Below are 25,385 nucleotides of genomic sequence, written 5' to 3'. Positions count from 1 at the left end.
TGCGTGAAACAAAAACTTTACGCCTTAGCGTCTTTGCGAGATTTTTTACTCACGCAGATTTGGCTGATTTTACAGATTTCTATTAAAAAAAACTTAGTGTCTTAGTGCCTTCGTGGCAAAATCTATGAAAAAGGAAAACGAAAATAACGCACAACACTTTCTCGATTTAATTCAGAAATCACGGAAAGGAAAATTTAAAATCTACATTGGAATGAGTGCCGGTGTGGGGAAAACTTTTCGTATGTTGCAGGAAGCGCATTCGTTGTTGAAAAACGGAATCGATGTGAAAATCGGTTATATCGAAACGCATCGTCGGAAAGAAACGCATGAATTATTAACTGGTTTACCTCTTATTCCGAGGCGGACTATTTTTTATAAAGGGAAGGAACTTGAAGAACTGGACGTTCAGTCCATTATAAATTTACGTCCCGAAGTGGTTATTGTAGACGAATTGGCACATACGAATATTGAAGGAAGCAAAAACGAAAAACGTTGGCAAGATGTTTTGGAGATTCTTGAAGCGGGAATTAATGTAATTTCTGCGGTTAATATTCAGCATATTGAAAGTTTGAATTCGAGTGTAAAACGCATTACGGGAATTGATGTTCAGGAACGAATTCCAGATAATGTTCTGAGAATTGCAGATGAAGTGGTAAATATCGATTTGACTTCGGAAGATTTGATTGCACGTTTGAAAGAAGGAAAAATTTATACGCAGGATAAAATTCAGACGGCTTTGACTAACTTTTTTAAATCGGAACAAATTCTGCAATTGCGTGAATTGGCTTTGAAAGAAGTAGCAAGTCAGGTCGTGAGAAAAGTCGAAAATGAAGTTCAGCAACTCCATGCTTTACGACATGAAAAATTATTAGCGTGCATAAGCAGTAATGATAAAACGGCTAAAATTGTAATTAGAAAAGCCTCGCGTCTGGCAAGTTATTATAACGGAATCTGGTATGTTTTGTATGTTGAAACGCCAAAAGAAAGTAGTACGAGAATTGCACTCGACAAACAACGACATTTAATTAATAATTTTAAACTCGCCGTTCAATTGGGCGCTGAAGTCATTAAATTGGAAAATGAAAATATTGCCGATGCGATTTTGAAAATTACAGAAGAAAAACAAATTACAACTGTCTGTATCGGAAAACCGCATTTGAATTTATTTAAAGTAATTTTGTCTACAACAATTTTCAGACGTCTGCTAAACAAACTGTCTTTATCAAACGTCGATCTTGTTATTTTGTCTTGAAAAGTTTTTAAACCATATAAGTTATATAAGTTCATTTAAAGTTAGGAGTGTTGAAAGTTTAAACGCAAAGTTTTTGTTTGCTACGAAGGCACAAAGACACAAAGTTTTGTATCGGTTTGAATCTAATATTTCCTTATATAACTTATATGGTTCAAAAAAAAAAATTAAATGTTTTATAAAATGAGAATTAAAACCAAATTGAATCTGGGTGTCGGATTATTGTTTTTGATGATTATCATCCTTTCGCTGGTAAGCGCTTATTCTGTTTTTTTGATCAAGCAGGATACTGAGAATATTTTGAAATCAAATTATAATACACTGGAGTATTCGCGAAATATGATTTCTACTTTGGATGAAATCAAATTAGGATCTAAAGAAACGATTCTGAATTTTGAAGAAAACCTCAAAAAACAAACTCTGAATATTACCGAGCCAGGCGAAAAACAGGCTACTGAAAAATTGATGGCTAGTTTTGCTCTTTTAGAAAAAAACAATGCTGATGAAAGTTTAAAAGCACAGATTCGTCAGGATATTTTTGCGATTATGAAATTGAATCTGGATGCCATAAAACAGAAAAGCGACATTGCAAAACATTCGGCAGAAACGGCCAACTTATCGATCGCGATTGTGGGAAGTTTGTGTTTTTTGATTGCTTTTAATTTATTGGTAAATCTGCCGAATAATATTGCGAATCCAATTAAGGAATTGACTTTAAGTATAAAGGAAATTGCGAATAAAAATTATTCGGAACGTGTTCATTTTACGAGTCATAGCGAATTTGGCGATTTGGCAAAATCATTTAATACAATGGCGCAGAAACTCGAAGAATATCATGACAGTAATGTTTATAAACTTCTTTTTGAGAAAAAACGGCTGGAAACGCTCATTAATAATATGAACGATCCGATTATTGGTTTGGACAATGAAGGGATTGTCTTGTTTGCGAATGATGAAGCTTTGAAAATTATCGGTTTGAAATCTGAAGACATTATTGGGAAATCGGCTTCTAACCTTTCTGTTTCTAATGATTTGATACGTTCTTTGATTTTGAAAGAAACTAATGAAAATCAGAAAAAACAACCTTTGAAAATTTTTGCTAATGCTAAGGAAAGTTATTTCGAAAAAGAAACTATCAATATTACCATAACACCAACAGGCGAGGAAAAAGAAATTAATATTGGCGATGTGATTATTCTTCGCAATATTACTTTGTTTAAAGAACTGGATTTTGCTAAAACCAATTTTATTGCAACAGTTTCGCACGAATTAAAAACGCCTATTGCTTCTATAAAATTAAGTTTACAATTACTTGAAAATGCCAAAACCGGCGATATGAACGACGACCAAAAACAATTGGTTGAAAGTATAAAAGACGATAGTCAGCGGTTATTAAAAATTACAGGCGAATTACTGAATCTTTCACAATTAGAAACGGGAAATATTCAGTTGAATATCGAAAAAAGCAATCCGTACACGATTGCAAATTATGCCGTTGAAGCGGTAAAAGTACAAGCAGATCAAAAACAGATTCAGTTAATTATTGATGCCGATGAAAACCTAAAAGATGTAAAAGCTGACAGTGAAAAAACTGGTTGGGTTTTAATTAATTATTTATCAAATGCGATTCGGTATTCGTCTGAAAAAAGTACAATTCTCATTAAATTAAAAGAAGAAAATAATCAGATCGTTTTTCAGGTTATTGATACCGGAAAAGGAATCGAACCGCGATACAAAGACAAAGTTTTTGATAAATATTTTCAGATTCCTGGAAGTCCAAAATCAGGAACGGGATTGGGATTGGCAATCAGTAAAGAATTTATCGAAGCCCAAAATGGAAGTGTTGGCGTAGAAAGTAATTTGGGATTGGGAAGTACTTTTTGGTTTGCTTTGAAGGTTTAAATAACTATTGTCTGTCTGAGCGAAGTCGAAGACCACCTGCCAATTGGAGCGCCCTTCGACTCCGCTCAGGGTGACAGTTGCATTTTTTAATTGAAATTTGTCATTGATATTGTCATTGATATTGAATCAATTAATATTCGCTTAAGGTTGAATTAAGTCAAAAATAGTTTGGTAAATCGCTCGTTATCTTTGCAATATATAACGACAACGAAAATGTTTTACAAAACGATTGCTCTGCTATTTCTATTCGGATTATTTTCTGCAAATGCACAGCAAAATGATTCTATTACAAAAATTGACAGTACTTCTTCACATCATTTAAAATTCAATTACAAGCAATTAATTATTCCATCTGTGTTAATTGGTTACGGCGTAATTGGTTTAGAAAGTGATCAGCTTTTGAGTTTTAATTCTCAGATTACAAAAGAGGTTACCGAAGATATTGACGAGAAAATCACTATTGATGATTTCTCTCAATACGCACCTGCAGCATCGGTTTACGCCTTAAATGCTTTTGGCGTAAAAGGAAAAAATAATCTGCGAGACCGATCTGTCATATTTGTGACTTCGTATGTTATTATGGCTTCAACTGTTTTAAGCTTAAAGTCGATAGTTCATGAAGAAAGACCAGACGGAAGTTCTAATAATTCTTTTCCGTCCGGACATACGGCAACTGCTTTTGCCGGCGCAGAGTTTTTATGGCAGGAATACAAAGACAAATCCATTTGGTACGGAATTGCTGGTTATGCCGTAGCAACCGGAACCGGACTTTTCAGAATTTACAACAATCGTCACTGGTTAACCGACGTTGCAGCCGGAGCCGGAATCGGGATTATGAGTACCAAAATCGCCTATTGGATGCAGCCGTATATTACCAAAAAACTTTTTAAATCTTCTTCTGAAAATAAATCAACTTCGATGGTTGCTCCTTTTTATAATGGTCAGCAATATGGATTGAGTTTTGTGAAGGTTTTTTAAAGATTCATTTCCATAATCGGCATAAATCTATTTTTTATTGAGGTTTCAAATTCGCCAACTTTTTTGAATCCAAGTTTTTGATAAAATTGTTCTGTGTTTGGTTCAGAATCTAAAATGATTTTTTTGCATTTTTCATTTCGCATTCTTTGCAGAAAATCATTCATTAAATAAATACCAAGACCTTTTCCAATATATTCCGGCAGAAGAAATAAGTTGTCTAATTTCACTTGATTATTTTCTTCTATTATATAGGAGTAATAACCCATAATTTTATTGTCTTCAACTAAATTAAAGACAGGATTATTTTGGATATAAGCTGAAGTAATTGTGAGTTGAATATCCCAAGCTAAAATTTGTTCTTCAGAATATCCCCAAAATGCTTTTGACTTTTTTGTGATTTCCGTTAAACGAATATGATCTTCTGGTTTGGCTTTTTGGATGTTCATTTTCTTTTGAATATTTAATTCCGACAAAGTTAAATACTTCTCTTTAAAATTATTAATATAAAAAAAAATACGAATTACTTGCGTAATTTAAAAGTTACATATATATTTACGTAACCTTAAAGTTACTTAAATATGAAAACAGAAATTAAACAAAAATGGTTTTACAGCCAATCTCCCGAAGAAGTCTGGCTTTATCTCACAGATCCAGATTTAATTGCACTTTGGCTTATGCCAAATGATTTTAAACCTGTTTTAGGTCATGATTTTACATTTCGCATAAATCCGGTTCCGAGTTTAAATCTTGATGGAATTTTTCACTGTAAAGTATTAGAAATTATTCCATCCCAAAAATTGATTTACAGCTGGATGGGCAAATCTGAAAATAATGAAATCATAATGGATACCATTGTAGAATGGACATTGGAAAAGAAAGATAACGGCACCGAACTTCACCTTCTTCATACTGGATTTAAAGAAGCAAATATTGCAATCTTCGATTCAATGACGGATGGCTGGATGAAAAAACTGGAAAAAATAGGTAATTTGTTAAATGAAAAATAATGTCAATACCAAATCTTGATGCTTTACAAGTAATTGCAGATCCGAGTCGCAGGCAGATTTTGCAATTACTTACTAAAGAGTCGCATAACATAAATGCTCTGGCTGAAAATTTTGATATGAGCCGTCCTGCTGTTTCCAAACATATAAAAATTTTACAGCAAGCGGGCTTTATTTCAATTCAGGAAATCGGACGGGAACGTCATTGTATTTTAAACCAAAAAGGTTTTAATGATGTGAAAGCGCTTATCAGTCATTTTGATCAGTTTTGGGAAAACAAACTCAGCAAACTGGAAACTATTTTAAACAGAAAAAAAGATTAATTCAAAAATTAAAATCATGCAAAAAGAAATCTTACTGAGCCTTTTAGACCAAAATCGCAAAGGTTGTCACGCTACTTTTAAACATATAAATGAAGAAAATATTCACTTTAGACTGACCGAAAAAACAGCTTCGGTTGGATTTATCTACCAACATATTGGTGAAACTGCCAATATATTAGGTCAGTCTTTCGGATTTGAAACCAATGTTGAAAACACCACTATCGGACAATCGGACACAGGAAAAAATTATGATCTTCAGACAAGTCATCAACTTATCGAACAAAGTTATACAATGCTCGAAGAAGCTATTCAAAATTCTGCTGATACTGATTGGTTAGAAGAAATTGAAGCGCCATTTTTTGGAGCAATTCAGAGAATCAGATTATTTTCAATAATTCTTTTTCACAATTCTCATCATTGCGGACAAATTGCATCGGCTCTTGTAAAAGGGAATTAGTCTTCAAAAACTATGTATTCGACGTATTATTCTTAATCTCTCTAACCTCACGTTTCAATTCTAAAAGTAAATCTTTCATCGCTCCGGTTTCAGACAATTCTTGTTTTTTGTCTGAACGGCCGATGTTGCATTCATATTCCCAAATTTCCAAAATATCAGAAGCTTTCACTTCATAATTCGGATAAAAGCTATTATCCGATTCTAAAACCAAAGCGTTCTTTTTGTTTTTATTGAGACGTTTGTAGACCATTCCTTCATTTTTGGTAATCAGGATATACGTTTTACCATCCATAACTTCTCCCAATTTTTCTACGTAACGGCCAATAATAATCGAGCCGTCTTCGTGTGGCGGCATCGAATCTCCTTCAACAGGAAATCCGCGGTGTTTTCCAGGGCCTAAAAACGGAAGCGTAATCTGCTGTAAACTCTCAATATATTCCGGATCGGCATAACCGTTTAAGTAACCTGCTTTTGCTCTTTGAGAGACAATTTCAATAAAATTTTCTCCAAAACTATCCACTTGTATCGGCAGAATAAGTCGGTTACCTTCCAGTTTTATCAAATTTTGCACATCAATTTTGCGAATATCGACCGATAATATCAAGTCGATACTCATATGAAAATATAATGCAATCTTCTTTAAAATGTCATACGGTGCTTCCGAAGTTCCGTCTTCGTATTTCACGTATCTTCCTCTGGTAATGCTAAGGTTTTCAGCTAATTTCTCCTGAGATATTTTATGCTTAACCCTTAATGCTCTGATGTTGTCTGAAAATAAGGACATAATTAATTTGTTATAATTTGGAACAGCAAATATAGTTATTCTTGTTATAATCTGTACTAATTTTGTCTAAATGTAAAAAATAAAATTTTACTATAGTTATGAAAATGAGCGATGCAGGTGTAACAAAAGCTATGGATTTTTATCTTCCGGATGATAGTTCTAAAATAGAAGTACCGTTTTTTGATGTGGGTATCAGTGCGGGATTTCCTTCTCCTGCTGATGATTTTCTCGAATTGACGATTGACCTAAATAAAGAATTCATTAAAAATAAGGATACTACTTATTTTGCGAAAGTGAAAGGACATTCAATGAAAAATGTTGGAATTCATGATGGCGATTTATTAATTATAGACAAAGGTCTGGAGCCTCAAAATAACAAAATCGCTGTTTGCCAGATTGATGGGGAATTTACTGTAAAACGCATTAAAATAGAAAAGGATATTATTTGGCTTATCGCCGAAAATGAAGATTATAAACCTATAAAAGTTACTCCCGAAAATAATTTTTTGATTTGGGGAATTGTAATACACAGTATTAAATCTTTTTAAATATATGTCAGTCTGAGCGAAGTCGAAGATCACGTGACAATTGGAGTACCCTTCGACTTCGCTCAGGGACAACAGAAATAAAATAAATAATATAATTTAAAATGTTTGCTTTAGTTGATTGTAACAATTTTTATGCTTCTTGCCAAAGGGTATTTGAACCGCATTTAAGAGGAAAACCTATAGTAATTCTCTCTAATAATGATGGTTGTGTTATTTCGCGCTCTGATGAAGCCAAAGCGTTAGGCATTCCGATGGCTATTCCTGCTTTTAAATATGAGGCCATTTTTAAGGAGAAAAATATTTTTGTTTATTCTTCTAATTATCCGCTTTATGGGGATATGAGTAATCGAGTAATGAATTTACTTCGAACTTATACTTCGGAAATCGAAATTTACAGTATCGACGAGGCTTTCCTGAAATTTTCTGGTTACGAATTATTTGACTTGAATGAGCTTGGCTTAAAAATGCGAAAAGAAGTAACGCGAGGAACTGGAATTCCGGTTAGTATTGGCTTTGCTCCTACTAAAGCACTGGCTAAAGCGGCTAATAAAATTGCACGCAAATTTTTTGATCGCACACAAGGCGTTTATTGCATTGATTCTGAAGAAAAAAGAATTAAAGCTTTAAAATGGACTAAAATTGAAGATGTTTGGGGTATTGGAAGGAAACATGCCAAACGTTTAAAATTAAAAAATATAACCACTGCGTATCAATTTACCCAGCTTCCTGATGCGTGGGTACGAAAAGAAATGGCTGTTGTGGGACTTCGGTTAAAACATGATTTAGAGGGTAAACCAACTTTAGATCTGGAAGAAGCAAAAGACCGAAAAATGATTGCAACGACACGTTCTTTTGAAAAAAGATATACTTCATTTGAGCAGATTTCAGAACGTATCAGCACGTTTACAGCGTCTTGTGCCGAAAAATTACGCAACCAAAATTGTCATTGTAATATGGTTACTGTATTTATTCAAACTGATTTTGTTGGAGGTAAAGAATCGCAATATTCCAGAAGTATTACCATCAATACCGATTTTCCAACTAATTCTACAATAGAACTTAATCAGGCTGCTCAACAAGGTTTCAAAGCTATTTTTAAAGCGGGTTATCGTTACAAAAAAGCAGGCGTAATTGTAATGGGTTTAACGCCGAATACTGAAACGCAGCTCAATTTATTTGAAGCGTCTAATCCAAAACATCAACCTTTGATGCGTGTTATTGACAAGATGAATCGGAGTTATGGCGAGAATAAAATTAAATTCGGAGTTCAGTCTTTGGGACGGCAATGGAAAATGAAACAAAACAGATTGTCTCCAAAATTTTCTACTTCACTTAAAGATGTAATCACAATTAAAGTTTAAATATTCTAATTATTAATTCACTCTCTTTTTTGCTATTAGCTATTACAACCTAAAAAAAGACTTATGACACTATTTAGCGATACCGAACTATTTACCACCGGACTTGGAGGAAAAAAAATATTTGATCTTCCAGATACTGAACTTATTCTGATTGACAACTTTTTCACGAAAGAGGAATCGGATTATTATTATGAAAAACTGCTTCATCAAACCAAATGGAGAGAACATGAAATGGAAATTTTTGATAAAACGGTTACCGTACCCAGAATGATTTCCTGGTATGAAGATAAAGATAATGTGGGAGCCGATCAAAACGGTCCGAATTGGACTTATGAATTACTAACTATTAGAAGTCGTGTAGAGAAAGAAACTCAAATTGATTTTAATAGTCTGCTTCTAAATTTGTACCGAAACGGCAAAGATGGCGTGGGCTGGCACAGCGACAAGGAAAACAATTCGGGTAAAGATCCAATTATTGCTTCGGTTACTTTTGGTGAAACCAGAATGTTCAAGCTGCGTCATAAATTTAGGAAAGATATTGGTCAAATTGAGATTCCGCTTCATCATGGATCTTTCTTATTAATGGCAGGAACTACGAATAGCTTTTGGCAGCATCAAGTTCCAAAAACGGCACGAAATGTTCTCCCGCGCATTAATCTTACTTTTAGAACTACAGACCTAAAGTAATGATTATTAAAGTTTTACAAAAATGATAAAAGTGGATTTTACACTAAAATAAAGCGTAAGAGATTCCTTGCTTCAAAAGTTAAAACACGCACTGAATGAACCTTTTAATAGGCAAACCCAAATTTTTTAGTAATTTTGCAACCTTTTTTTATATATACACAATACCAAAATGGCTTATTCAAACAATGATTTAATGCGTTTTTTAGATGCGCAGAACAAACTTTATCTTACTGCTCTTTCTGAAATTAATAAAGGAAAAAAAGAAACGCACTGGATGTGGTTTATTTTTCCGCAGATTAAAGGATTGGGCACGAGCGATACTGCAAATTATTACGCCATTAACGATCTTAAAGAAGCTGCTGAATTTCTGGAGCATCCGATATTAGGAAAGCATCTTATTGAAATTTCAGAACTTTTATTAACCTTTAACAGAAAATCTGCCGAGGCTATTTTAGGAGATTTAGATGCTCGTAAATTACGTTCTTGTATGACGCTGTTTTTCTTGGTAGAAAATACTAATCCTATATTTCAAAATGTATTGGATGCTTTTTTCTCTGGCGAATTAGATCCGCTTACTATGTCTATTATTAATTCAATAAAATCTTCTGTTGAGTCTGAAGCGGTTTAATTTACTTCAACTTTAATTTGATTTAATTAAAACGATATTACTTTTTTAAGTGGTATCGTTTTTTTTTATGATTTGCAGATTGTTTTTAGCACGCAGATTTTGCAGATTGAGCGGATTTATTTTAGTTATTATATATTAAATTAAAAAGCCTTCTATAAAAGAAGGCTTTTTATATTTTTTACTCTCTCGTAAAGTCGCAGAATCGCAAAGTTTCAATTTGAAACTTGAAACCCGAAACAAAATTATGACTTCGGTTTCGTTAAATAATAAACCGGAATTCCGGCCAGCATTATTAAAACACCCCAACCACAAGTTGAAAATTTTGTAAATAATAAAGAGATACAAACTGCTGTTGCGATTATAATGTACAGCATTGGTAAAAATGGATATCCGAAGGCTTTATACGGTCTCTCTACATCTGGCATTTTCTTGCGTAGGATAAAAATTCCGTAGATCGTTAAAATGTAAAAAATCAAAACAATGATAATTACAAAATCTAATAAATCTCCATACTTTCCGGTAAGACATAAAGCCGAAGCCCAGATACATTGCGCCCAAAGTGCCCATGCAGGAACACTAGATTCGTTTAAAACGGCTGCTTTTTTGAAGAACAAACCATCATTTGCCATTGTATAATACACTCTTGCTCCAGCCATAATTAATCCGTTATTGCAGGCAAAAGTCGAAATCATAATCATGATTGCGATAATCAAAGTTCCGATATCTCCAAAAATATATTGCGAAGCTACAACCGCCACACGATCAGATTTTGCAGTTGCAATTTCATCCATAGGAATCACAGCCAAATACATCAAATTTGTCAAAACATAAATAATCGTCACAATAAAAGTTCCAAGAAACAAACTCAGACCAACATTATGTTTTGGATTTTTAATTTCGCCTGCAATAAAAGTAACACCGTTCCAGGCATCGCTTGAAAATAAAGATCCAACCATTGCTGCAGAAATTCCTGTTATCAAAGCCTTTCCGCTAATTGGCAGCCAAGAAGCAGTATCGGCATTATAAGAGTGAGGAGTCCAGGCATCAGCCCAATTTGCATTCCAAACCGAAGCTTTAGCAGCGAGCGTTAATCCAAAAACGATTAAACCAAGCAGGGATAAAATTTTGATAATGGTAAGAACCGTTTGCAGAATTTTTCCATTTTTCACACCACGGCTATTCACATACGTTAGTAAAATAATAGTAAAAATAGAAACCAGCTGTGCTGCATTGAGTTTAAAAGAACCTAACTCATACAATATATTTTCATCGCTAAAAGGCTCATAAAGATAGGCAGCAAATTTAGAGAACGCTACCCCAACGGCGGCAATTGTTCCGGTCTGAATAACCGCAAAAAAACTCCAGCCATACAAAAAGGCAATTAGCTTATTATACGCTTCTTTTAGATATACGTATTGTCCGCCGGCTTTTGGAAACATGGCGCTTAATTCGCCATAACTCACCGCAGCGATAATTGTAATTAATCCTGAAACGAGCCAAATAAGTGTCAGCCATGCAGCTGAGCCAACTTGTCGGGCAATATCGGCACTTACGATAAATATTCCAGAACCGATCATAGACCCTACCACAAGCATGGTTCCGTCTAATAATCCTAGTTCTCTTTTAAAATGTTCAGGTTCATGGTTGTTTTCTTGCATATTTTTTGGTTTTGGGTTGGTTAAAGATATACTTTTTTTAGAAATTTTAGAATTTAGACGGTAGATTTTAGATTATTATTTGATTGATTCTTTATAATATAAAATTAAAATTTTGGTCTTTACGTCTTCCCGTAACAATATAAAATTCCAACCCTTTATATTTGAAAATCAAAAATATAAGGTTTCAATCTCAATCAAACAACCAAAAACTAACCAAAACCAAAATTAACCAGCATGGAAATCACTACTATTGAATCGCAGGAATTGATGAATCAACATTACAATTTTGCTGCAAATCTTCTTTTAAACCAAAGAAAATCGGGATACGAAACTAAAAATGCACTTATCGAACAAGGATTAAGTACAGAATTGGCTTCAACACTTGTTGAGAAATTAGAACTTCAAATACAGGAAGCAGAATATGAAGCTACACAAGGGCAGGCTAAAAAAGATATGCTTTATGGCGCATTATGGTGTGTTGGCGGTACTATTTTAACGCTTTCCCATATTGGTTTTATATTTTGGGGCGCTATTGTATTTGGCGGGATTCAGTTTTTTAAAGGTGTAATAAAGTATTCCTCTTAACTTTACTTAAAATTTCATTCTAAAAATCAAAAACCATGAAAAAAATCACTTTGTTATTTTTCTTCTTTTTTGCTGCGCTAAATACCTTTGCGCAGGATGTTACAGGTGATTGGAAAGGAAGTCTACAAGTTCCAGGAGCAGAACTTCATCTTGTATTACACATAACAAAAACTGACAACGGACTAAGTGCAATTTTGGACAGTATTGATCAAAAAGCATTAGGAATTCCTGTTACCGAAACAACATTTGAAAATTCAACTCTAAAATTTAGTGTAAAAAATCTAACGATAGAATATGAAGGTGTTCTTGACAAAAATCAAGTTATTACCGGAACTTTTAAACAAATGGGACATTCTTTGCCTTTAATTTTAAAACGCTAGACGGGGTAAGAAGAAATCCCAATCAAAAAACAATTCATTTTTCACTAAACTATGATCAGAAAAATTACTTTGTCTAAAAAAATATTTTTTACTGCTTTAATTTCTTTAACCTCTCTTTTAAGTTTTGCGCAGCAAAATAATGAGAAACAAATAAAGAAGCTTAAAAGAAAGTTTGAATACGTTTCAGAGCCTTCTCAGCAATTACTTTTTATTGCAGGAAACCGCATAGTTGGCCCAAGTGATGGTGGAGGTGGTTATCTTGCCGGAGTTAAAGACCTCAAGATAATAGATCTAGAAGGAAATATAATAAAGGAAACAGAACTAAATGGTTATAAAATTATTTTTCAATTTGGAAAAAATTATGATAAATATTCTAATTTATACAATCTTCAGGGACCAGATGGAAAAATTGGATTGATCAATACTGACGGAAAAATCATTATTCCTCCTACTTACAATCACATAAACGGTTTTAACTCTAAAGGTCAAGCTGTTGCGTTTACAGGTAATGATTTACAAGTAATAGATGCAAACGGAAATCCTCTCCTTAAAGAAAATTTTAAGTATAAAGTAGATTATAGTTCCTTATTTACAATTCCAACTCCGGGCGAAATCAATTATCTGTATGTTGTTAATGACAATATTATCTGCAGTAAGGACGAAAATCATTATGGTGTCGTAAATATTACATCTGGGAAAACTATTATTCCTTTTGAATACGATAAAATCGACAAAAAGTTATTAATTAAATATGGAGATACTATTGGTCATGTTGTCTATAAAAATAATTTGTCCACAATAGTTGATTTTAAAACTAATAAAGAACTCGCTCCATTTTCTTTTGAAAGGATTGATGATGCTTTTAGAGATAATGGCAATTTATATATCTACGGCATTTATGATGTTAAAACTTATACCCGAAATTACTATGATGTAAAAAACAAAAAGATGGTTTTTCAAAAAGGGGTTAATCCTGACAAAGCAACGCCTTTTAATAATAGTTTCTGGATTTTAGAGAAAGATAGAAATGCATTTCTATATAACATTGTGAAAAACGAAATGGTAAAAATGCCTGAAGAAGATCCTCGTGATATTAAAAAATTAACTGACAATCTTGCCATGTGTACGATTTACAACCAATCTTCCTGGATTTTTGACGTTGAAAAAAATAAAATAGTTCTTGCATATCCAACCGATGTAAGGTGTTATCCTTTTACTTTAAACAAAGATAACTGCTCTAAAGATTTCTTCTTTATCTACGAAAAGAAAAACGGCAATTATAGAGAAAGTGTAACTATGTATGACAGAGATTTAAATTCTTATTTTTCAGATCTTTATATAAGTACATCTTATTATGAAAATGATAGAATTGTTATTAAAGAAGAAGTTGACGGCAAATATCCGCTTTCGGCATATGATATTGAAGGGAAAGTAATTGGTGAAAAAAGAGCTTATAAATTAAAATAAGTTTACTAATTATATTTTAAAACCAAGAGTCTTTTAAATTAGATAGCTTAATTTTATAAGAATAAGAATTCTTATTTTCATCTAAAACCATAATTATGACTTGGGATCCTCACAAATACAATCAATTTAAAGAAGATCGTTTTAAACCTTTTGCAGATCTTACGAGTCATATTATTGATAAACCCAATCTAAAGGTTATTGACTTAGGATGCGGCACAGGCGAACTTACACAAAAGCTGACTCAGCTCCTTACAGATCCCATTATATTAGGCATCGATTCTTCGCCAGAAATGCTGGCAAAAATCTCAGATCAGGAAAATCTAAAGTTCAAGCAATTATCGATCACAGATCAACTGAAAGAAGATACTAAATGGGATTTGATATTTTCTAACGCTGCCTTGCAATGGATTGATGATCATAATGAACTCTTTACTAAAATAATATCCCGTATTAATCCCGGAGGTCAGCTCGTTGTACAAATGCCTCAGCAAAACGAAAATGTATTAAACAAAATACTTTTTAATTTGGTTCAGGAAGAACCATATGCTTCTTATCTAAAGAATTGGACTCGGCCTTCTCCTGTTCTTACTTTAGACGAATATGCCAAAATTCTTTTTGATAATGGAGGAAAAGATCTGGTTTTATATGAAAAAGTATATCCGCTTATTTCTAATAAAAAAGATGATTTTTTTGATTTTATTTCTGGTTCTGCTCTCACGGTTTATCAGGAACGTTTAAAAGAGAATGAATTTCAGGAATTATCTCTTGAGTTTAAGAACAGAATTGATAAACATTTTCCTGTAGTTCCATCGATCTATGCTTTTAAACGATTGATTTTATATGCTTCTTTTTAATTATCTCCAACCTCAAAAATCATCTTATTCACTTCTATAGATTAGTTAAACAAAAAAGCATTAATTTTAACATAATTTTTTAAAAACTCACATTGATCTCAGATGTAGTTTTTTTTCTGTTTTTATAAAAAACATATGCTAAAAATTAAAACCAGTCTATCTAAAACAAAAACAACAAAGCTTAAATAATTGATTTGCAATTGTTTAAATAAAAAATGATGATACGAAAAAAAATTCAAAACTACCATCATTTTTTTTAAAATCTATAAGATAAATTTTATATATTTGGTTCAATCAATTTTACAACATTCTATTTGAAAGATAATATTTTAACAAATGTTTAATTTTAAACCATAAATAATCTTTCCCCCAAAGCTTATTTATATTGCAAACAAATCGGCATGTAACGCATTTTATTATTAACCTACTAATAGAAAAATTATGTCTATAGGCAAAATTTTAGGAAAACTGCGATTGCCAAATGTTTTCGTTCTCTTACTGATTGTTTTTATTTCATGTGCTTTATTAATCTGCATCAATTTTTTTACAATAAAAATTTTGTCTGCCAATAGAGCGTATGTAAATGGAGAATCTCATTATTCAAAAGGACAAAAAGATGCAGCGAGACATCTGATTACTTATTTGTACACTCAGGAGTCTGAACAATGGAAATTGTATATCGAGGAATTAAAAGTTCCTCAAGGAGATGGTATTGCAAGGAAAACACTTTTGAAAGTTGGAGATAATGAAGTTGCGAGGAAGGGCTTTCTAATTGGACGAAATCATACCGATGATCTAAATGATCTTGTTTGGCTGTTTGTAAATTTTAAAAAGGTTTCTTTTTTAGCAAAAGCTATTCATGAATGGGAACAGGGTGATCAATTAATTGATGAATTGTTTGTTATTGGAACACAAGTTGATGCAAAGATTAAACGCCATATTTTAACCGTAAATGATCAGCAAAGATTTCTGAAACAAATTAGCCTTATTAGTGACAAGCTTACTATTAATGAACGTAATTTTTCGAATACGCTGGGAGAAGGAACACGAAAAATCAAGGGCTGGCTGGTTTTTGTCAACATTATTTTTATTTTGATTATTGTATGCAGTGTGAGTTCTTATTACTCGATAATGGTAAAAAGACTTATTATTTCTAAAAAAGAAATCGAAGTAAAAAATGAAAATCTTTTAATAGCCAATCATGAACTTGATCGATTTGTGTACAGCGCGTCACATGATTTGCGATCGCCTATAACATCATTACAAGGTTTAATTGAAATTACGCAGTTAGAAAACAATATTGATCAGATTCGAGATTATCTGCATTTAATGAGTCAGAGCTTAACTAAACAAGATCAATTTCTTAACGATATTATAGATTATTCTAAAAATAAAAGAAAACAAATTATAATTGAGCCGGTAAGCCTAAGAGAACTTTTTGATGAAGCGATTTCTCAAATGATGCACATAGAAAATGCCCGCAAAATTACGATTACCAAAGATTTACTAATAGACGAAATTCAGAGTGACAGCCTACGCCTAAAAATTATTATTAACAATCTAATATCAAACGCAATAAAATATGCTGACGTAAACAAACAAGAAATGATGATTTCTATTAAAACTTATTTTAAAGAAGGCTTTCATAATATCGAAATTTCAGATAACGGTATTGGCATTAAAGACGAATTTAGAGATCATATTTTTGAAATGTATTTTGGTACAAACAAAAATAAAGGTTCTGGACTAGGTCTTTACATTGTAAAAGAAGCTGTAGAAAACATAAGGGGAAGCATCGAAGTTTTGTCTGAAAATACTATTGGCAGTAAATTTATTGTTGCAATACCTAATGCTTATGGAGTCTAATCTTTCTTTTTTACTTATTGAAGACAATTTAATAGATCAACTTGTTACGAAGGAACTTTTAAAAAAAGTTCTTGATGCGCGTAATGTTGCCGTGACCAATAATGGAAAAGAAGGAATTCAATGGCTGAATAACTATAAACCCACAGATCAATCACTTATCATTCTTTTAGACGTTCAAATGCCTGTTATGAATGGTCTTGAATTTTTGAATGAATACGATAAACTAAGTGACGAGCTTAAAAAACAAACTCAAATTTATGTACTTTCTTCTACTTTAGATCCTGATGAAATTAAAGAAATTGAGCAAAACAATTATGTAAAAGAATTATTGAGCAAACCTTTTCCTATTGACGAATTTAAAAAGAAAATATACTTCAATGCCAAGTCAGCCTAATAGAATTAATTTAAAACACGATTTAGCTGCGTAAAAGTTCTTTCGTAATAAGGTTCTCTTGTTGAAGAAATCATAACGCCTCCGTGAGTCGATGAATGAACAAACTTAATTTCTCCATCAATTACCTCAACGACCATCCCAACATGGTTTATTTGGCGTCTTCCGTTTGTTCTAAAAAAGATCAAATCTCCTTTTTGCGCTTCATTGGTATTAACAACAGTTCCTATTCGGGATTGTTCTATAGAACTTCTAGGTAGTTTTATATCAAAATTATTAAAAGTACAAATCATTAATCCCGAACAATCAAAACCTGCTTTTGTAGTTCCACCCGATCGATATCGGGTTCCTATGTTTTGTGTTGCGCTTTCAATTAACTGATCTGCTAAATAAGAACTATTACCAGTTCTTACATAAGTTGAATCCTTTTTAACAACAGGATTGTTTTCTGCTATTGATCCCGAAGATACAGTTGTTGAATCTTTTACTATTTGCCCCGATTTTGCAGCTTCTATAGCATCTGCTTTTTCTTTAGGAATACGAATTTTTAAAAGAAAACCTGCTGGTGTTTTTCCTTTTATTGCCGGATTCTGTCGTTCTAATTCTGCTACCGTAATACCATATTCTTTAGAAATTCCGTATTTTGTTTCTTTTGGCAAAACTTCCCTAAAAACCTCAACTTCATTAGAATTCACAGAACTTTCTGCATTTTTTTCTATCGGTTTTTCAGCAATTTTATCTGTAGTTTTATATATTGCTTTTTCAGTAGTTGCAGCAATATTGGAAAGAGCTTCATTTGATGGAATATTAATCTGCTGTCCTATTTTTAAACCTTCTGTTTCCAAAAGCGGATTGGCCTTTTTTAAATCGTCTACCGAAACATTGTATTTTTTTGCTATTCCCCAAAGTGTTTCTTTGGCCAGAACTTCATGAGAACCTGGAATATTTGGCGTACTATTATTAACTGCAGTTGATGCAATTTTTGAAGAAGCTGTTTGGTTTTTATTTGGAATTAACAAAATCGAATTCAGTTTTAAAACTTTAGGAGCAGTAGGATTTGCTTCTTGAATTTCTTTTGTTTTTACGCCATATTTCCGGGCGATTACCGATAAATTATCTCCTTTTGAGATTTTGTGTTTGATGTATTTTTCCTGAGAAAAACCACTTAAACTTAATAAGAACAATACGAATGTTAATCTAAAAATCATTATTTGGGGGGATTTTTTTATTCTCAATTTTGTGTTTTATTGCCATTCAACACAATTCTATACTGATAAAGCGAATTTAATTTTTTAAAATAAAAATAGCACTTTTTTTAACAACTCTTTAAGTTCAAATTAACAAAATCGGCATAAAAATTGATCAGAATTTTCAAAGATACATTTTTATACGAAAATTACTATTTTCAATTCAAAGATTAACTTAAACCTAATACCACATTGAAAAAACTACTTTTAATTTTAGCTATTTTTCCATTTTTTTCGGTTGCTCAAACAATTAAAGGTACGGTTGTATCTCAAACAGACAATTCTACAATAGACGATGTAAATGTCTTTGCGATGGTCAATAAAACAGGCACATTAACAAATGATAAAGGAGAATTTTCACTTCAGCTTACTTCAAAGGAAAGCGATACACTTCAAATTTCTCATATCGGCTACACGCCTTTAAAAATTGCTGTTAATGACTTAAAAAAAATGAATTTTATTATTTCACTTTCAGAAGATGTTGAAAATTTAGAAGGATTAACTCTAAAAGCAAATCAAAAAATACACCTGAAATCTAAACTTCATTTTGATAAAGCAGCTTCTTTAAAATATGGAATTTCTTCGTTTGGTTCTTTATTAAAAGAGGATAAAATTTATGTAATTGGCGGCGACGCAAGCTATAAAGTAAATGCTTGGGATAAAATTAGGATGGAAAGGCCTGATTTTACAATGGCTGATTATATGAGAGAACTACAGTTTCAGGGGGATACTCAATTTTACAAAGACAAATTACTTATTTACAATATCAAAACGGATACTTGGGAAACTTCTGAATTAAAATTCAAGAAAAGAGCTTATTTAAATCTTAATTCTTACGGTAATTCTATCTATGTTTTAGGAGGAAAAAAGACTTCTTTAAACGGGGTTTTTCAATATCTTGAAGATCAAATTGAAGTTTTTGATCTTAATAAACAAACCATTAGTATTGATAAAACAAATCCGCATCAGGCTGTAAACTTTGCTTCTTTTACTTATAAAGACAATATAATTGTAATGGGAGGTTCTACCAAAATGAATCAAAAAGACGTTAAACAATATTCTAACAAAGTACATATGTACAATATTACTTCTGGATATTGGTACGAACTTGCAGATATGCCAACCGCTAAAGAAGCTAACGGCATTTTAATTGGCAATAAAATTTATCTGATTGGAGGCAATAACGGCAAACCTTTATCTGAAATCGAAACTTTTGATTTGATTACAGGAAAATGGGAAACGGAAGGGAAATTACTTTCGGAATTAGAAAAACCTGCGTTAGCATATTCTAATTCTATTATTTATATTTTTGAAAACAGAAAACTGTATCAATATGATATAAATTCGAAACAACTTAAAGAATTTGATGTTGCACTAGAGTTGAAAAATTCAGGAATGTACTTTTATAATAATAAGTTGTACATCGTAGGCGGCTATCTTGATAATTATTATTCTGAAACACCTTCTTCTGGCGTGTACAATATTTCTCTTGATGAGTTTACAAGTACACAACCCAAAAGCATTAGAGTTTTATAAAATATATTTAAAGTTTATTCTTTTATACATAAAATACATTTCAAGTAAATAAAAAACGCTCTGTAATAACAGAGCGTTTTTAGTATAGTTAAATCTTAAAGATTAAGCTTTTCCGGCAGCAATTAAGTTTAATGCTGAACCTGCTACAAACCATCCGATTTGTCCTGCGTTGTAAGTGTGGTTCGCCAAGATAATATCTTTAGAACCATCTGCGTGAACAAATTCTAATGTTAATGGTTTTCCTGGAGCAAATTCCGTTAAATCAGTAAAGTTAATGGTATCGTTTTCCTGAATTTTTTCGTAATCTGTTTCATTAGCAAAAGTCAATCCTAAAAGACCTTGTTTTTTAAGGTTGGTTTCGTGGATACGTGCAAAAGATTTCACCAATACCGCTTTAACACCTAAGAAACGAGGTTCCATTGCAGCGTGTTCACGAGAAGAACCTTCGCCATAATTGTGATCTCCCACAACAATAGACGGAACTCCTGCAGCTTTGTATGCACGTGCTACAGCAGGAACTGCATCGTAATCTCCTGTTAATTGATTTTTAACTGAATTTGTTTTTTGGTTGAATGCATTTACTGCGCCAATTAGCATATTGTTAGAAATATTATCTAAGTGTCCGCGGAAACGCAACCACGGTCCTGCCATAGAAATGTGGTCCGTTGTACATTTTCCGAATGCTTTGATTAACAATTTAGCACCAGTAATGTTTTTACCATCCCAAGCATCAAACGGAGCTAATAATTGCAAACGTTCTGATGTTGGACTAACTACAACCTGAACTCCTGCACCATCTGCAGCGGGAGCCTGAAAACCTGGATCTTCGGCATAGAAACCTTTAGAAGGAAGCTCGTCTCCTGTTGGAGCATCAAGCATTACTTCTTCTCCATCTTCATTGATTAATTTATCTGTTAATGGATTAAAGCCTAAATCTCCTGCAATAGCCATAGCAGTCACCAATTCTGGAGAACCTACAAAAGCTAATGTATTTGGGTTACCATCGGCACGTTTTGAGAAGTTACGGTTAAAAGAGTGAACGATTGTGTTTCTTTCTTCTTTTTCCGCTCCGTCTCTATCCCACATACCAATACATGGTCCGCAAGCGTTAGCAAAAACCGTAGCTCCAATTTTATGAAAGGTATCAATAAATCCGTCTCTTTCAATTGTAGAACGAACTACTTCTGATCCTGGAGTAATTGTAAATTGTGATTTTGTTTTTAAATTTTTATCCGCAACTTGTCTCGCTAATGAGGCTGCACGCGAAATATCTTCGTAAGAAGAGTTTGTACATGAACCAATTAAACCAACCTGAATTTGTAATGGCCAGTTGTTTTTGATTGCTTCTTCTTTCATTTTAGAAATTGGAGTAGCTAAATCTGGAGTAAAAGGACCATTTAAGTGTGGTTCTAATGTAGATAAATCAATTTCGATAACCTGATCAAAATACTCGTTTGGATTATCATAAACTTCTGGATCTCCTGTTAAGTAAGAAGCTACTTTGTCTGCAGCATCTGCAACATCGGCTCTGTTTGTAGAACGCAGGTAACGGCTCATAGAATCATCATAACCAAAAGTTGAAGTTGTCGCTCCAATTTCAGCTCCCATGTTACAAATAGTACCTTTTCCTGTACAAGACATAGAAGTTGCACCTTCTCCAAAATATTCAACGATTGCACCAGTACCACCTTTTACAGTAAGAATACCGGCAACTTTTAGGATAACATCTTTAGGCGCAGTCCATCCTGATAATTTACCAGTTAGTTTTACACCAATTAATTTAGGAAATTTTAATTCCCAAGCCATACCAGACATAACGTCTACAGCATCGGCACCACCAACACCAATAGCAACCATTCCTAAACCACCTGCATTTACAGTATGAGAATCGGTACCAATCATCATTCCGCCAGGGAAAGCATAATTTTCTAGTACTACCTGGTGAATAATTCCGGCTCCTGGTTTCCAAAAACCAATTCCGTATTTATTAGAAACTGACGACAAGAAATCGAAAACTTCGTTACTTTGTGTTTTTGCTCTCGCCAAATCGGTTACAGCATCTACTTTTGCCTGAATCAAGTGATCGCAGTGTACCGTAGTAGGAACTGCAACTTTTGATTTTCCTGCGTGCATAAATTGTAATAATGCCATCTGAGCAGTTGCATCCTGACATGCAACACGATCTGGTGCAAAATCAACATAATCTACTCCTCTTCCAAACGCCTGAGACGGATTTCCGTCCCAAAGGTGATTGTATAAAATTTTCTCCGTTAAAGTAAGTGGACGACCAACAATTTCGCGTGCTTTGTCAACACGACTTGGCATGTTGTCATACACTTTTTTAATCATTTCAATATCAAATGCCATAAGCTTTATATTATTGTTTTTATTGTTTTTTTGAACACGACAAGTTACAAAAAATAGAGTACCCAGAAAAGAAAAGCCCGAGTTTATTGCTCGGGCTTTTGAATTATTATTGACAATCTTGCGATTATAGTACTAATTGTTTATTAGAAGGTGCAAACTTAGTTAAATTGATGCCTTCTACAGCAGTTTTATACTCTTCGATGGTTGGAGTTCTACCAAGAATTGTTGATAAAACTACTACTGGCGTAGAAGAAAGTAATGATTCTCCTTTTTTACCTTCTGTATCTTCTACAACTCTTCCTTGGAAAAGACGCGTAGAAGTTGCCATTACAGTATCTCCTTTTGCTGCTTTTTCCTGATTACCCATACAAAGATTACATCCCGGACGCTCTAGATACAACATGTTTTCGTATTCTGTACGTGCAGCACCTTTTGGAGCATTGTCATTAAATTCGAAACCAGAGTATTTTTGTAAAACTTCCCAGTCACCTTCAGCTTTAAGTTCATCTACGATATTGTAAGTAGGAGGCGCAACAACAAGTGGTGCTTTAAATTCAACCTTACCTTGTTGTGCTTCAACATTTTTCAACATTTGAGCAAGGATTTTCATATCACCTTTATGCACCATACAAGAACCAATAAATCCTAGATCTACTTTTTTATCTCCACCGTAGAAAGATAATGGTCTGATAGTATCGTGAGTATATCTTTTAGAAACATCAATATTATTAACGTCTGGATCTGCAATCATTGGCTCAGCAATCTGATCTAAATCAACAACAACTTCAGCATAATATTTAGCATTAGCATCTGGAGTTAGAGCTGCCTTCTCTACTGTTTTGATTTCAACAATTCTCTTATCTGCTTTGTTGATCAATCCTTGAAGAACGTGTCTATCGTTGTCCATTCCTTTGTCAATCATGATCTGGATTCTTCCTTTCGCGATCTCTAATGACTCGATTAAAGTATCGTCTTCAGAGATACAGATAGAAGCTTTTGCTTTCATTTCTGCAGTCCAGTCTGTAAATGTAAAGGCTTGATCGGCATTAAGAGTTCCGATATGAACTTCAATAATTCTACCTTGGAATACATTTTCTCCACCAAATTTTTGAAGCATTTGCGCTTGTGTAGCGTGAACCACATCACGGAAATCCATGTATTCTTTCATATCTCCTACGAAAGTAACTTTTACAGATTCTGGAATTGGCATCGAAGCTTCACCAGTAGCAAGTGCAAGAGCAACAGTTCCTGAGTCAGCACCAAAAGCAACACCTTTAGACATTCTTGTATGAGAGTCACCACCAATGATGATCGCCCATTCGTCTATCGTAATATCGTTAAGTACTTTATGAATAACGTCTGTCATTGCATGATAAACACCTTTGGGATCACGAGCCGTGATCAAACCGAAATCATTCATAAATTTCATTAATTTAGGAATGTTTGCCTGTGCTTTTTTATCCCAAACCGAAGCAGTGTGACAACCTGATTGGTATGCACCGTCTACGATTGGTGAAATTACTGTAGCCGCCATAGATTCTAATTCCTGAGCAGTCATAAGACCTGTAGTATCTTGCGAACCTACGATATTAACTTCTACACGAACATCAGAACCTGCATGCAATATTTTTCCTGGAGTATTACCAACAGCATTTCTGTTAAATATTTTTTCTACCGCTGTAAGACCTTGACCATCATGAGAAATCTCTTTTGATGGAGCATATACAGCCGGAATATCAACTCCTAAAGTTTTAGCTGCAAATGTTTGAAGTTTTTTTCCAAATACAATTGCGTACGATCCGCCAGCTTTGATAAATTCCATTTTTTGAGGCGTGAATGCCTTAGAAATATCAATTAACGCTTCGTCTCCTTTATAAAGTTTTTTCTCTTTTATATTGATTGTAAGAACAGTTCCAGTAGCAACAGAATATGCTTCTTCTAGAATTGGTTCGTTATTTTCATTGCGAATTGGATCTCCATTTGCATCCAATTTTTTCACCCAGTTTTTAAGGTCAAGACCAATACCACCAGTAACATCAACAGTAGTAAGGAAAATTGGAGAAATACCATTTGTTCCTCCAACAATTGGAGCAATATTTACAAATGGAATATATGGACTTGCTTGTTTACCTGTCCAAAGAGCCACATTGTTTACACCAGACATTCTAGAAGAACCTACACCCATTGTACCTTTTTCTGCAATTAGCATTACGCTTGCATCAGGATATTGTGTTTGTAATACTTTGATTCTGTCTTGAGCCTCAGGAGTAATCATACATTGCCCATGAAGTTCACGGTCTGAACGTGAGTGCGCCTGATTACCTGGAGAAAGTAAATCTGTTGAAATATCACCTTCACCAGCAATAAAAGTAACAACCTTAATTTCGTCTGCTACTTCTGGTAATTTTGTAAAAAACTCCGCTTTTACATAACTTTCAAGAATATCTTTAACAATTTCGCTACCATTTTTGTATGCTTCAACTAAACGATCTGTATCTGCTTCATATAAGAAAACCTGAGTTTTAAGAACTTTTGCAGCTTCTTGTGCAATAGCAGCATCATTACCTAAAGCTAAATCAAGCAATACCTTAATAGAAGGTCCACCTTTCATGTGCGATAACAACTCAAATGCAAAAGCAGGTGTAATTTCTTTTACTTCAGATTCACCTAAAATAATTTCCTTAAGAAACTCTGCTTTCTCTCCAGCAGCGCTTGTAGTTCCAGGTAAAGTATTGTAAATAAAAAACTTAAGAGATTCTTCTCTGTTTGGATTATTTAAATCTTTAATCTGCGAGATTATTTCACTTAATAATTCAGCACCATCAATTGGTTTTGGGTGAAGACCCAATTTTTTTCGGTCTTCAATCTCTTGAAGATAATCGTTATAAATACTCATATTCTTGTAAAGGTTTTTTTTTATTTTTTTGTACGGCAAATTTAAAGATTAAAGCCGAGAATTAAAAAAAATATAATAGAAGTAGCCTTTTCAAAAATTATTATTGTTAAAAAACGATTTTCATTGCTTGTTTTTGCTGAAAATTTAATTTAGTATTAAAAAAATGAATTATTGATATTTTAAAATCTTTTCTTTAACAAAGTCGAAATTTAATGTG

23 protein-coding genes are annotated in these 25,385 nt (G+C 33.2%); 17 read left to right on the top strand and 6 right to left on the bottom strand.

All coding sequences use genetic code 11. From position 1 onward, the window contains the following. The first annotated feature begins 124 nt into the window (after positions 1 to 124). From EV144_RS23730 to EV144_RS23720, 3 genes are all read left to right on the top strand, one after another. Positions 125 to 1,252: a sensor protein KdpD gene (locus tag EV144_RS23730; RefSeq protein ID WP_134151621.1), complete on the top strand. Its 1,128-nt coding sequence runs from the start codon at positions 125 to 127 to the stop codon at positions 1,250 to 1,252. A gap of 180 nt (positions 1,253 to 1,432) precedes the next feature. Next, positions 1,433 to 3,151, top strand: coding sequence for a sensor histidine kinase (locus tag EV144_RS23725; protein ID WP_134151620.1), 1,719 nt, complete (start codon positions 1,433 to 1,435; stop codon positions 3,149 to 3,151). A 213-nt stretch (positions 3,152 to 3,364) separates the two neighbouring features. Then, positions 3,365 to 4,129, top strand: coding sequence for a phosphatase PAP2 family protein (locus EV144_RS23720; RefSeq protein ID WP_134151619.1), 765 nt, complete (start codon positions 3,365 to 3,367; stop codon positions 4,127 to 4,129). Here the strand turns inward: EV144_RS23720 and EV144_RS23715 are convergent. After that, entirely contained in the window at positions 4,126 to 4,575 is a 450-nt protein-coding gene (locus tag EV144_RS23715; protein WP_134151618.1) for a GNAT family N-acetyltransferase, read from the bottom strand. The genes EV144_RS23720 and EV144_RS23715 overlap by 4 nt on opposite strands. A 132-nt stretch (positions 4,576 to 4,707) precedes the next feature. Between EV144_RS23715 and EV144_RS23710 the strand changes: the two genes are divergently transcribed. The 3 genes from EV144_RS23710 to EV144_RS23700 are packed head-to-tail and all read left to right on the top strand — an operon-like array spanning position 4,708 to position 5,913. Continuing rightward, positions 4,708 to 5,136 (top strand): SRPBCC family protein, encoded by a 429-nt coding sequence (locus EV144_RS23710; RefSeq protein ID WP_134151617.1) that lies wholly within the window; start codon positions 4,708 to 4,710, stop codon positions 5,134 to 5,136. Beyond that, the gene (locus tag EV144_RS23705; protein ID WP_134151616.1) at positions 5,136 to 5,456 is read left to right on the top strand and encodes an ArsR/SmtB family transcription factor; all 321 of its coding nucleotides are present in this window, start codon (positions 5,136 to 5,138) and stop codon (positions 5,454 to 5,456) included. The genes EV144_RS23710 and EV144_RS23705 overlap by 1 nt, the downstream gene beginning before the upstream one ends. Before the next feature lie 16 nt (positions 5,457 to 5,472). Next, on the top strand, positions 5,473 to 5,913 hold the full coding sequence (locus EV144_RS23700; RefSeq protein ID WP_134151615.1) for a DinB family protein: 441 nt from the start codon (positions 5,473 to 5,475) through the stop codon (positions 5,911 to 5,913). Between the two features lie 10 nt (positions 5,914 to 5,923). Here EV144_RS23700 and EV144_RS23695 read toward each other — a convergent pair whose 3' ends face one another. Beyond that, the gene (locus EV144_RS23695; RefSeq protein ID WP_134151614.1) at positions 5,924 to 6,697 is read right to left on the bottom strand and encodes an XRE family transcriptional regulator; all 774 of its coding nucleotides are present in this window, start codon (positions 6,695 to 6,697) and stop codon (positions 5,924 to 5,926) included. Between the two features lie 98 nt (positions 6,698 to 6,795). Between EV144_RS23695 and EV144_RS23690 the strand changes: the two genes are divergently transcribed. The 4 genes from EV144_RS23690 (at position 6,796) to EV144_RS23675 (ending at position 9,921) form a co-directional block, all read left to right on the top strand. Continuing rightward, positions 6,796 to 7,245 carry a LexA family protein gene (locus EV144_RS23690; RefSeq protein ID WP_134151613.1) on the top strand — a complete coding sequence of 150 codons (450 nt, stop codon included), beginning with the start codon at positions 6,796 to 6,798 and terminating at the stop codon, positions 7,243 to 7,245. A 101-nt stretch (positions 7,246 to 7,346) separates the two neighbouring features. After that, a complete protein-coding gene (locus EV144_RS23685) occupies positions 7,347 to 8,606 on the top strand; it encodes a Y-family DNA polymerase (RefSeq protein WP_134151612.1) in 1,260 nt (419 codons plus the stop codon). Between the two features lie 63 nt (positions 8,607 to 8,669). After that, positions 8,670 to 9,293 carry an alpha-ketoglutarate-dependent dioxygenase AlkB family protein gene (locus EV144_RS23680; protein WP_134151611.1) on the top strand — a complete coding sequence of 208 codons (624 nt, stop codon included), beginning with the start codon at positions 8,670 to 8,672 and terminating at the stop codon, positions 9,291 to 9,293. A 169-nt stretch (positions 9,294 to 9,462) separates the two neighbouring features. After that, positions 9,463 to 9,921: a DUF1810 domain-containing protein gene (locus EV144_RS23675; RefSeq protein ID WP_134151610.1), complete on the top strand. Its 459-nt coding sequence runs from the start codon at positions 9,463 to 9,465 to the stop codon at positions 9,919 to 9,921. Between the two features lie 242 nt (positions 9,922 to 10,163). Here EV144_RS23675 and EV144_RS23670 read toward each other — a convergent pair whose 3' ends face one another. Beyond that, positions 10,164 to 11,579: an APC family permease gene (locus EV144_RS23670; RefSeq protein WP_134151609.1), complete on the bottom strand. Its 1,416-nt coding sequence runs from the start codon at positions 11,577 to 11,579 to the stop codon at positions 10,164 to 10,166. 234 nt (positions 11,580 to 11,813) lie between these two features. On the opposite strand from EV144_RS23670, the gene EV144_RS23665 reads away from it, so the two are divergent. From EV144_RS23665 to EV144_RS23640, 6 genes are all read left to right on the top strand, one after another. Beyond that, a complete protein-coding gene (locus tag EV144_RS23665) occupies positions 11,814 to 12,164 on the top strand; it encodes a hypothetical protein (RefSeq protein WP_134151608.1) in 351 nt (116 codons plus the stop codon). Between the two features lie 35 nt (positions 12,165 to 12,199). Further along, a complete protein-coding gene (locus EV144_RS23660; RefSeq protein WP_134151607.1) occupies positions 12,200 to 12,544 on the top strand; it encodes a hypothetical protein in 345 nt (114 codons plus the stop codon). Positions 12,545 to 12,595: 51 nt separating this feature from the next. Continuing rightward, positions 12,596 to 14,011, top strand: coding sequence for a WG repeat-containing protein (locus tag EV144_RS23655; protein ID WP_134151606.1), 1,416 nt, complete (start codon positions 12,596 to 12,598; stop codon positions 14,009 to 14,011). A gap of 95 nt (positions 14,012 to 14,106) precedes the next feature. Continuing rightward, positions 14,107 to 14,865: a methyltransferase domain-containing protein gene (locus EV144_RS23650; RefSeq protein ID WP_134151605.1), complete on the top strand. Its 759-nt coding sequence runs from the start codon at positions 14,107 to 14,109 to the stop codon at positions 14,863 to 14,865. 441 nt (positions 14,866 to 15,306) lie between these two features. Next, the gene (locus EV144_RS23645; protein WP_134151604.1) at positions 15,307 to 16,731 is read left to right on the top strand and encodes a sensor histidine kinase; all 1,425 of its coding nucleotides are present in this window, start codon (positions 15,307 to 15,309) and stop codon (positions 16,729 to 16,731) included. Further along, positions 16,721 to 17,125, top strand: coding sequence for a response regulator (locus EV144_RS23640; protein WP_134151603.1), 405 nt, complete (start codon positions 16,721 to 16,723; stop codon positions 17,123 to 17,125). The genes EV144_RS23645 and EV144_RS23640 overlap by 11 nt, the downstream gene beginning before the upstream one ends. Before the next feature lie 5 nt (positions 17,126 to 17,130). Here EV144_RS23640 and EV144_RS23635 read toward each other — a convergent pair whose 3' ends face one another. Beyond that, positions 17,131 to 18,330: a C40 family peptidase gene (locus EV144_RS23635; protein WP_134151602.1), complete on the bottom strand. Its 1,200-nt coding sequence runs from the start codon at positions 18,328 to 18,330 to the stop codon at positions 17,131 to 17,133. A 231-nt stretch (positions 18,331 to 18,561) separates the two neighbouring features. Here EV144_RS23635 and EV144_RS23630 point away from each other — a divergent pair, with 231 nt between their 5' ends. Further along, positions 18,562 to 19,905 (top strand): carboxypeptidase-like regulatory domain-containing protein, encoded by a 1,344-nt coding sequence (locus EV144_RS23630; RefSeq protein WP_134151601.1) that lies wholly within the window; start codon positions 18,562 to 18,564, stop codon positions 19,903 to 19,905. Positions 19,906 to 20,007: 102 nt separating this feature from the next. Here the strand turns inward: EV144_RS23630 and EV144_RS23625 are convergent, their stop codons facing one another. Both EV144_RS23625 and EV144_RS23620 read right to left on the bottom strand, forming a co-directional pair. Further along, entirely contained in the window at positions 20,008 to 22,272 is a 2,265-nt protein-coding gene (locus EV144_RS23625) for an aconitate hydratase (protein WP_134151600.1), read from the bottom strand. Positions 22,273 to 22,396: 124 nt separating this feature from the next. Then, a complete protein-coding gene (locus EV144_RS23620) occupies positions 22,397 to 25,168 on the bottom strand; it encodes a bifunctional aconitate hydratase 2/2-methylisocitrate dehydratase (RefSeq protein WP_134151599.1) in 2,772 nt (923 codons plus the stop codon). Positions 25,169 to 25,385 lie beyond the last annotated feature (217 nt).

Source organism: Flavobacterium sp. 270, assembly GCF_004368785.1.
GTDB lineage: Bacteria > Bacteroidota > Bacteroidia > Flavobacteriales > Flavobacteriaceae > Flavobacterium.
This window is presented reverse-complemented; position numbering and strand designations above follow the sequence as displayed.

Coding starts and splice junctions, on each gene's coding strand:
- EV144_RS23660 (WP_134151607.1), top strand. CDS start 12,200: ATGAAAAAAATCACTTTGTTATTTTTCTTCTTTTTTGCTGCGCTAAAT.
- EV144_RS23620 (WP_134151599.1), bottom strand. CDS start 25,168: ATGAGTATTTATAACGATTATCTTCAAGAGATTGAAGACCGAAAAAAA.
- EV144_RS23710 (WP_134151617.1), top strand. CDS start 4,708: ATGAAAACAGAAATTAAACAAAAATGGTTTTACAGCCAATCTCCCGAA.
- EV144_RS23730 (WP_134151621.1), top strand. CDS start 125: ATGAAAAAGGAAAACGAAAATAACGCACAACACTTTCTCGATTTAATT.
- EV144_RS23675 (WP_134151610.1), top strand. CDS start 9,463: ATGGCTTATTCAAACAATGATTTAATGCGTTTTTTAGATGCGCAGAAC.
- EV144_RS23725 (WP_134151620.1), top strand. CDS start 1,433: ATGAGAATTAAAACCAAATTGAATCTGGGTGTCGGATTATTGTTTTTG.
- EV144_RS23625 (WP_134151600.1), bottom strand. CDS start 22,272: ATGGCATTTGATATTGAAATGATTAAAAAAGTGTATGACAACATGCCA.
- EV144_RS23720 (WP_134151619.1), top strand. CDS start 3,365: ATGTTTTACAAAACGATTGCTCTGCTATTTCTATTCGGATTATTTTCT.
- EV144_RS23680 (WP_134151611.1), top strand. CDS start 8,670: ATGACACTATTTAGCGATACCGAACTATTTACCACCGGACTTGGAGGA.
- EV144_RS23650 (WP_134151605.1), top strand. CDS start 14,107: ATGACTTGGGATCCTCACAAATACAATCAATTTAAAGAAGATCGTTTT.
- EV144_RS23670 (WP_134151609.1), bottom strand. CDS start 11,579: ATGCAAGAAAACAACCATGAACCTGAACATTTTAAAAGAGAACTAGGA.
- EV144_RS23705 (WP_134151616.1), top strand. CDS start 5,136: ATGTCAATACCAAATCTTGATGCTTTACAAGTAATTGCAGATCCGAGT.
- EV144_RS23700 (WP_134151615.1), top strand. CDS start 5,473: ATGCAAAAAGAAATCTTACTGAGCCTTTTAGACCAAAATCGCAAAGGT.
- EV144_RS23640 (WP_134151603.1), top strand. CDS start 16,721: ATGGAGTCTAATCTTTCTTTTTTACTTATTGAAGACAATTTAATAGAT.
- EV144_RS23695 (WP_134151614.1), bottom strand. CDS start 6,697: ATGTCCTTATTTTCAGACAACATCAGAGCATTAAGGGTTAAGCATAAA.
- EV144_RS23645 (WP_134151604.1), top strand. CDS start 15,307: ATGTCTATAGGCAAAATTTTAGGAAAACTGCGATTGCCAAATGTTTTC.
- EV144_RS23655 (WP_134151606.1), top strand. CDS start 12,596: ATGATCAGAAAAATTACTTTGTCTAAAAAAATATTTTTTACTGCTTTA.
- EV144_RS23715 (WP_134151618.1), bottom strand. CDS start 4,575: ATGAACATCCAAAAAGCCAAACCAGAAGATCATATTCGTTTAACGGAA.
- EV144_RS23635 (WP_134151602.1), bottom strand. CDS start 18,330: ATGATTTTTAGATTAACATTCGTATTGTTCTTATTAAGTTTAAGTGGT.
- EV144_RS23665 (WP_134151608.1), top strand. CDS start 11,814: ATGGAAATCACTACTATTGAATCGCAGGAATTGATGAATCAACATTAC.
- EV144_RS23690 (WP_134151613.1), top strand. CDS start 6,796: ATGAAAATGAGCGATGCAGGTGTAACAAAAGCTATGGATTTTTATCTT.
- EV144_RS23685 (WP_134151612.1), top strand. CDS start 7,347: ATGTTTGCTTTAGTTGATTGTAACAATTTTTATGCTTCTTGCCAAAGG.